Consider the following 5,351-nt stretch of genomic DNA (forward strand, 5'->3'; position numbering starts at 1 on the left):
AACCGCGAGCTCCTGCTCGAGGCGCTGCCGTCGCTGGGCCTGGAGAAGATCGCCCCGCCCGACGGCGCCTTCTACATCTATGCCGACGTGGGCCGGCTCACCGACGACAGCCTGGCCTTCTGCAAGCAGCTGCTCAGCGACACCGGCGTCGCCACTGCGCCGGGCATCGACTTCGATCCCGTCGACGGCAAGCGCTTCATCCGCATGAGCTTCGCCGTCTCCACGCCGGAGATCGAGGAGGCCATCCGCCGCCTCATCCCCTGGTTCGCAGCCGCCTGGGCGAAGGCGGCCTAAGGGCCTCGGTACACCACCCCATCCTTCATCACGAAGCGCACGTCCCGCAGAGCGCCAACGTCCTTCGTGGGATCGCCGCCCACCGCCACCAGGTCGGCCAGCGCGCCGGGCGCCACCTTCCCCAGGTCGTCACGCCGCAGCACCTTCGCGCCGACCGCGGTCGCCGTGTTCAGCGCCTCCAGCGGCGTCATGCCCAGCCGCACCATCCAGTCGGCTTCGCGCCAACTCTCGCCGTGCGGGAAGACGCCCACGTCGCTGCCCAGCCCGATGGTGACGCCCACCTTGCGCGCCAGGCGGAAGGTCTTCTCCGCCTGCTTCATGTCGGCCGTCGGCTCCGAGCGGCCCGGCGCGTAGCCGTCGAAGTACCGCGAATAGGCCTCGGTGGTGGCCAGCGTCGGCAGCAGCGCGACGCCTCTGTCCTTCATCAGCTTCAGCGTCGCTTCCGAGGCCTCGGCGCCGTGTTCGATGGTGTCGACGCCGGCCAGCACGGCGCGGCGGATGCCCTCGTCGCTGTTGGCGTGCGCGGCCACCGGACGCCCGAGGTCGCGGGCGGTCGCCACCAGCGTCTCCAGCTCCTCCTGGCTGAACGCCGACCGGGTCGCGCCGCCCGGCCCGATTCCGTAGTCGGCGTAGACCTTGATCCAGTCGGCCCCCAGCGCCGCCTGGTCGCGCACCGCCGCCATGATCTCGGCCTCGCCGCTGGCCTCCTGGGCGCCCTGCGGCAGGGTCATGTCGGAGCGGAACCCCTTGCGCGGCGCATAGGCGCCCCGCGCCACGATCGCCCGCGTGGTCACCACCAGCCGCGGGCCCGGGATCATCCCGTCGGCGATGGCCTTCTTCAGCGACACGTCGGCGTCGTTGGCGCCCTCGGTCCCCAGGTCGCGCAGCGTCGTGAAGCCGGACATCAGCGTCCGCCCCGCGTCGCGTCCGGCCCGCAGCGTCCGGTAGGCCGGCGCCTCCTTCAGCACCTGATCGTCCCAGAGCGTCTCGTTGTAGGGATGCAGCAACAGGTGCGAGTGCAGTTCGATCAGCCCCGGGATCAGCGTTGCGCCGGGCAGGGCGACCACTTTCGCGCCGTCCGCCGCCACCTGCGCCCGGGGGCCGACGGCGGCGATCTTCGAGCCCTCGACCAGCACCACCCAGCCGGCCTTGGGTGTGGCGTCCCCCGGCGTCCAGACCGCGTCGGGCTGAATCAGCGTCCGCGCCGGCTGCGCGGCGGCCGCGCTCGCCGCTCCCATGATCATCGCTGCGGCTAAATATGCCGTAAGCGCCCTTATTGACTCCCAAGATAGGGAACGATAGGGAATATTTGGGATCATGAGACGCCCTCTCGGAGGAACCCACACCATGCGCAGACTCGCCCCCGCCCTCGCCATCCTAGCGCTCGCGACGCCAGCCTGCGCGGACACCCTGGAGGAGATCGCCACGCGCGGCATGGTGATCACCCTGCCGGACGGCTTGGAGCTCGACCTCACCTTCGCCGCCGACGGGACCTATACCGGACTGGACGGCGGCCTGCGCGGCCGCTGGCGCATCGAGGGCGACAAGCTCTGCACCACGTCGAACCTGGATCCGAACGAGCGCTGCGAGGCCTATCCGAAGGGAAAGAAGGCCGGCGACACCTTCGAGGCCGACGCGCCCGAGGGCCACCTGAAGTTCCGGATCAAGTGATGTCCGAGGAACTCTACACCGTCGAGCAGGCCGCCGAGCGCCTGAAGCTGCACGCCAAGACCGTGCTTCGCGCCATCCGCGAGGAGCGCCTGCGGGCCACCCGCGTCGGCAAGTCGTACCGCATCCTCAGGAGCGACCTGGACGCCTTCGCGGGCGTGCCGGCCCGCGCCGCCTCCGCGGCCGGCGATCCGTGGGTGACCAGCATCGTCGACATCCCCAACGTCTGGCCCGAGATGGCGCAGAAGTGGGCGCGCACGGTCACCAATGCGCTCAACGCCCGGCCCCACGGCGGCCCGCCGCTGCGCGCCGACGTGATCTACGAGCCCGAGCGGTCGCACCTGAAGATCATCGTCGTGGGTCCGCCCGGCGACGTCGTGAACCTGATGACCCTGATCCGGGTCTGGATCGAGCAGCTTTCCCTATGACCGCGATCTGGAAATCCGAGGCGGGCGGGCAGGCCGTGCTGGCCCGCTACCGCGAGTTCCTCGCGTTCTGGCCGGCGCCGAACGTCCGCCGCCAGGTGACCACATCGCAGGGCGAGACCAGCGTGATCTCCTGCGGCCCGGAGGGCGCGCCGGACGTCGTGCTGCTGCACGGCTCGGCGTCGAACTCCGCGAGCTGGCTGGGCGATGTCGCCACCCTGGCGCAGCGCTTCCGGGTCCACGCCATCGACATGATCGGAGAGCCGGGCCTCAGCGCGCCGTCGCGGCCGCCGCTCGCCAGCCACGTCTACGCCGACTGGCTGGGCGAGGTGCTGGCCGGCCTGGGCGTGACCCGCGCCGCCCTCGTCGGCATCTCCTTGGGCGGCTGGCTCGCCCTGGAGTACGCGACCCGCCGGCCGGAGACGGTGAGCGCCGTGGTGCTGCTCGGCCCCGGGGGCGTCGGCCAGCACAAGAACATCCTCATCTGGGCCCTGCCGCTGCTCTTCCTCGGCCGCTGGGGCCGCAAGAAGATCGTGCAGCGCATGGCCGGGCCAGGGGCCTCGCCAATGGGGGAGTCGCCGGAGGCGCGGGCGTACGGCGAGTTCATGGACCTCACCTTCGCGAACTTCCGCCCGCGGACCGAGCTTCTGCCGCCGTTCACGGACGCCGACCTCCAGCAGCTGACCATGCCGCTGCTGGCGATCCTGGGCGCGCAGGATGTGATGATCGACTCCGCCGGCACGCGCGAGCGGCTGCTCCGCAACGTCCCGGGGGCCGAGGTCGTCTGGCTGCCCGAGGCCGGCCACCTGCTCATCGGCCACGCCGCCACCATCGACAGCTTCCTGGCGAAGGCGCTCCTCCCATGAGCGGCGAGCCCCGCACGATCGCCGGCACGACGGTCTATGTCTGCGCGCCCGACGGCCCGAAGCTGGACGGCGAGCGGGCGGCCACCGACATCGTCGGCGACTCCTATGCCTGCCATCCGGCAGTGGTCGCGATCCCGGTCGAGCGGTTGGCTGCGGACTTCCTGACGCTCAGCAACCGCATCGCCGGGAACGTCATCCAGAAGTTCGTGAACTACGGCGTCGCCGTGGCCTTCGTGGGCGACGTCTCCGAAGCCGTCGCCGGCAGCAACGCGCTGCGCGACTTCGTGCGCGAGTCCAACGGCGGCCGCCACGTCTGGTTCGTAGCCGACATGGCCGAGCTCGAAGCCAAGCTCGCCGCCCGGGCTTGACCTCGGCCGCCGGCGTGCGGTCACTCACCGCGGCAGCAGGGAGAGCGCGCATGCAGAAGCGTCGGGTGGGTCCGTTCGAGACGTCGGCGATCGGCCTGGGCTGCATGAGCCTCAGCCACGCCTATGGCTCCCCACCCTCGCGCGACGTGGCCGAGCGCGTGCTGCTGGGCGCGCTGGACGCCGGCCACACCTTCTTCGACACCGCAGCGGTCTACGGCCTCGGCCACAACGAGACCCTGGTGGGCGAGGTGCTGGGCCCGCACCGCGACAAGTTCGTCCTGGCGTCCAAGTGCGGCATCACCGACGCCACCGGCACGCAGCGCGGCATCGACGGCCGGCCCGAGACCATCAAGGCGGTCTGCGACGTCAGCCTGCGGCGGCTGAAGACCGACCGGATCGACCTCTACTATCTGCACCGCTGGGACAAGCGGGTGCCGATCGAGGACAGCGTCGGCGCGCTCGCCGACCTCGTGCAGGCCGGCAAGATCCGCGCGATCGGCCTCTCCGAGGTCTCGGCCCCGACGCTGCGCCGGGCGCACGCCACCCATCCGATCGCGGCGCTGCAGACTGAGTACTCGCCCTGGACCCGCAATCCGGAGATCGCGGCGCTCGACGCCTGCCGCGAACTGGGCGTGACCTTCGTGGCGTTCTCGCCGGTCGGCCGCGGCTTCCTCGCCGGCGGCGGGCACGACCCGGCCAAGTTCGAGGACGGCGACATCCGCAAGGCCATGCCGCGCTTCCAGGGCGAGGCGCTGGCGTCCAACCTGAGGCTCTACGAAGCCTTCGCCGCCTTCGCCCGCCACTCCAGTTGCACGCCAGCACAGCTCTGCCTGGCCTGGCTGCTGCAGAAGGGCGACGACATCGTGCCGATCCCCGGGACGACCAACCCAGACCACATGGCCGAGAACGCGGCCGCCGCCTCTGTCACGCTGTCGGACGATGTCATGGCCCGCATCGACGCGGCCGGACGCACGGTCATGGGCTCGCGCTACCCGGAGCACCTGCAGGCGTCGGTGGATACGGAACGGATGCCCGGGGAGTAAGCCCAACGCCCCCTCGTGGTCCCCCTCCCCAGCACGCGGGTGAGGAACTGGGGCTGATCGATCCGCTCAGTTCCTCCCCCATGGCCCATGGGGGAGGGGGACCGCGAAGTGGTGGAGGGGGCGCTGGGCCGCGCGTCGTCAGATCCGCCGCTCCAGCCCCTCCCAGAACGGCTCGCGGAGCTTGCGCTTGAAGATCTTGCCCGAGTCCTCGCGCGGCAGGTCGGTGGCCAGCTCGACGCGGCGGGGGATCTTGTAGCCGGCGACGTGCTCGCGCAGGTAGGCCTTCACCGAGGCTTCGGAGAGGTCCGCGCCCTCGGACGGCTGGACCACCGCGCAGACGCCCTCGCCGAACTCCTCGTCCGGGATGCCGAACACCGCGCAGTCGGCGACGCCGGGCATCTTCAGCAGCTCGGCCTCGATCTCGGCCGGATAGATGTTCACCCCGCCCGAGATGATCATGTCCTTGGCCCGGTCGCAGAGGTACAGGAACCCGTCCTTGTCGAAGTAGCCGATGTCGCCGGGCGCGATCAGGCCGGCCTTCTCGGTGTCGCGGCGCTTCTGGTCGTCGCCGTGGTAGGTGAAGTCGTTGATGAAGCGGTTGCGCGAGACCACCTCGCCGACCTCGCCCTGCGGGACGTCCCTACCTTCCTTGTCGATGATCCGGACCTCGGCCTCGGGGATCGGCTT

General features: G+C 70.9%; 7 protein-coding genes and 1 pseudogene. 6 read left to right on the forward strand and 2 right to left on the reverse strand.

Going from position 1 to position 5,351, the window contains the following annotated elements; translation table 11 throughout:
• Positions 1-294: pseudogene (locus VGD44_RS15290) on the forward strand (aminotransferase); the annotation flags it as partial.
• Here the strand turns inward: VGD44_RS15290 and VGD44_RS15295 are convergent.
• The gene (locus VGD44_RS15295) at positions 291-1,532 is read right to left on the reverse strand and encodes an amidohydrolase family protein (RefSeq protein ID WP_331088577.1); all 1,242 of its coding nucleotides are present in this window, start codon (positions 1,530-1,532) and stop codon (positions 291-293) included. The pseudogene VGD44_RS15290 and the gene VGD44_RS15295 overlap by 4 nt on opposite strands.
• A 109-nt stretch (positions 1,533-1,641) precedes the next feature.
• On the opposite strand from VGD44_RS15295, the gene VGD44_RS15300 reads away from it, so the two are divergent.
• The 5 genes from VGD44_RS15300 to VGD44_RS15320 are packed head-to-tail and all read left to right on the forward strand — an operon-like array spanning position 1,642 to position 4,664.
• Positions 1,642-1,965, forward strand: a complete 324-nt coding sequence (locus VGD44_RS15300) for a hypothetical protein (protein ID WP_331088578.1) — start codon at positions 1,642-1,644, stop codon at positions 1,963-1,965.
• Complete coding sequence (locus tag VGD44_RS15305) at positions 1,965-2,390, forward strand: helix-turn-helix domain-containing protein (RefSeq protein WP_331088580.1); 426 nt, start codon at positions 1,965-1,967, stop codon at positions 2,388-2,390. Before VGD44_RS15300 ends, VGD44_RS15305 begins: the two co-directional genes overlap by 1 nt.
• On the forward strand, positions 2,387-3,253 hold the full coding sequence (locus VGD44_RS15310; RefSeq protein ID WP_331088582.1) for an alpha/beta hydrolase: 867 nt from the start codon (positions 2,387-2,389) through the stop codon (positions 3,251-3,253). Before VGD44_RS15305 ends, VGD44_RS15310 begins: the two co-directional genes overlap by 4 nt.
• Positions 3,250-3,621 (forward strand): DUF4180 domain-containing protein, encoded by a 372-nt coding sequence (locus tag VGD44_RS15315; protein WP_331088584.1) that lies wholly within the window; start codon positions 3,250-3,252, stop codon positions 3,619-3,621. Before VGD44_RS15310 ends, VGD44_RS15315 begins: the two co-directional genes overlap by 4 nt.
• A 50-nt stretch (positions 3,622-3,671) precedes the next feature.
• Positions 3,672-4,664 carry an aldo/keto reductase gene (locus tag VGD44_RS15320; protein WP_331088586.1) on the forward strand — a complete coding sequence of 331 codons (993 nt, stop codon included), beginning with the start codon at positions 3,672-3,674 and terminating at the stop codon, positions 4,662-4,664.
• Positions 4,665-4,802: 138 nt separating this feature from the next.
• Here VGD44_RS15320 and VGD44_RS15325 read toward each other — a convergent pair.
• The coding region (locus VGD44_RS15325) for an AMP-binding enzyme (protein ID WP_414694670.1) at positions 4,803-5,351 on the reverse strand (549 nt) is incomplete at its 5' end.

This window comes from Phenylobacterium sp. (assembly GCF_036402295.1).
In the GTDB taxonomy this organism is placed as follows: domain Bacteria; phylum Pseudomonadota; class Alphaproteobacteria; order Caulobacterales; family Caulobacteraceae; genus Phenylobacterium.

Coding starts and splice junctions, on each gene's coding strand:
- VGD44_RS15295 (WP_331088577.1), bottom strand. CDS start 1,532: ATGGGAGCGGCGAGCGCGGCCGCCGCGCAGCCGGCGCGGACGCTGATT.
- VGD44_RS15300 (WP_331088578.1), top strand. CDS start 1,642: ATGCGCAGACTCGCCCCCGCCCTCGCCATCCTAGCGCTCGCGACGCCA.
- VGD44_RS15305 (WP_331088580.1), top strand. CDS start 1,965: ATGTCCGAGGAACTCTACACCGTCGAGCAGGCCGCCGAGCGCCTGAAG.
- VGD44_RS15310 (WP_331088582.1), top strand. CDS start 2,387: ATGACCGCGATCTGGAAATCCGAGGCGGGCGGGCAGGCCGTGCTGGCC.
- VGD44_RS15315 (WP_331088584.1), top strand. CDS start 3,250: ATGAGCGGCGAGCCCCGCACGATCGCCGGCACGACGGTCTATGTCTGC.
- VGD44_RS15320 (WP_331088586.1), top strand. CDS start 3,672: ATGCAGAAGCGTCGGGTGGGTCCGTTCGAGACGTCGGCGATCGGCCTG.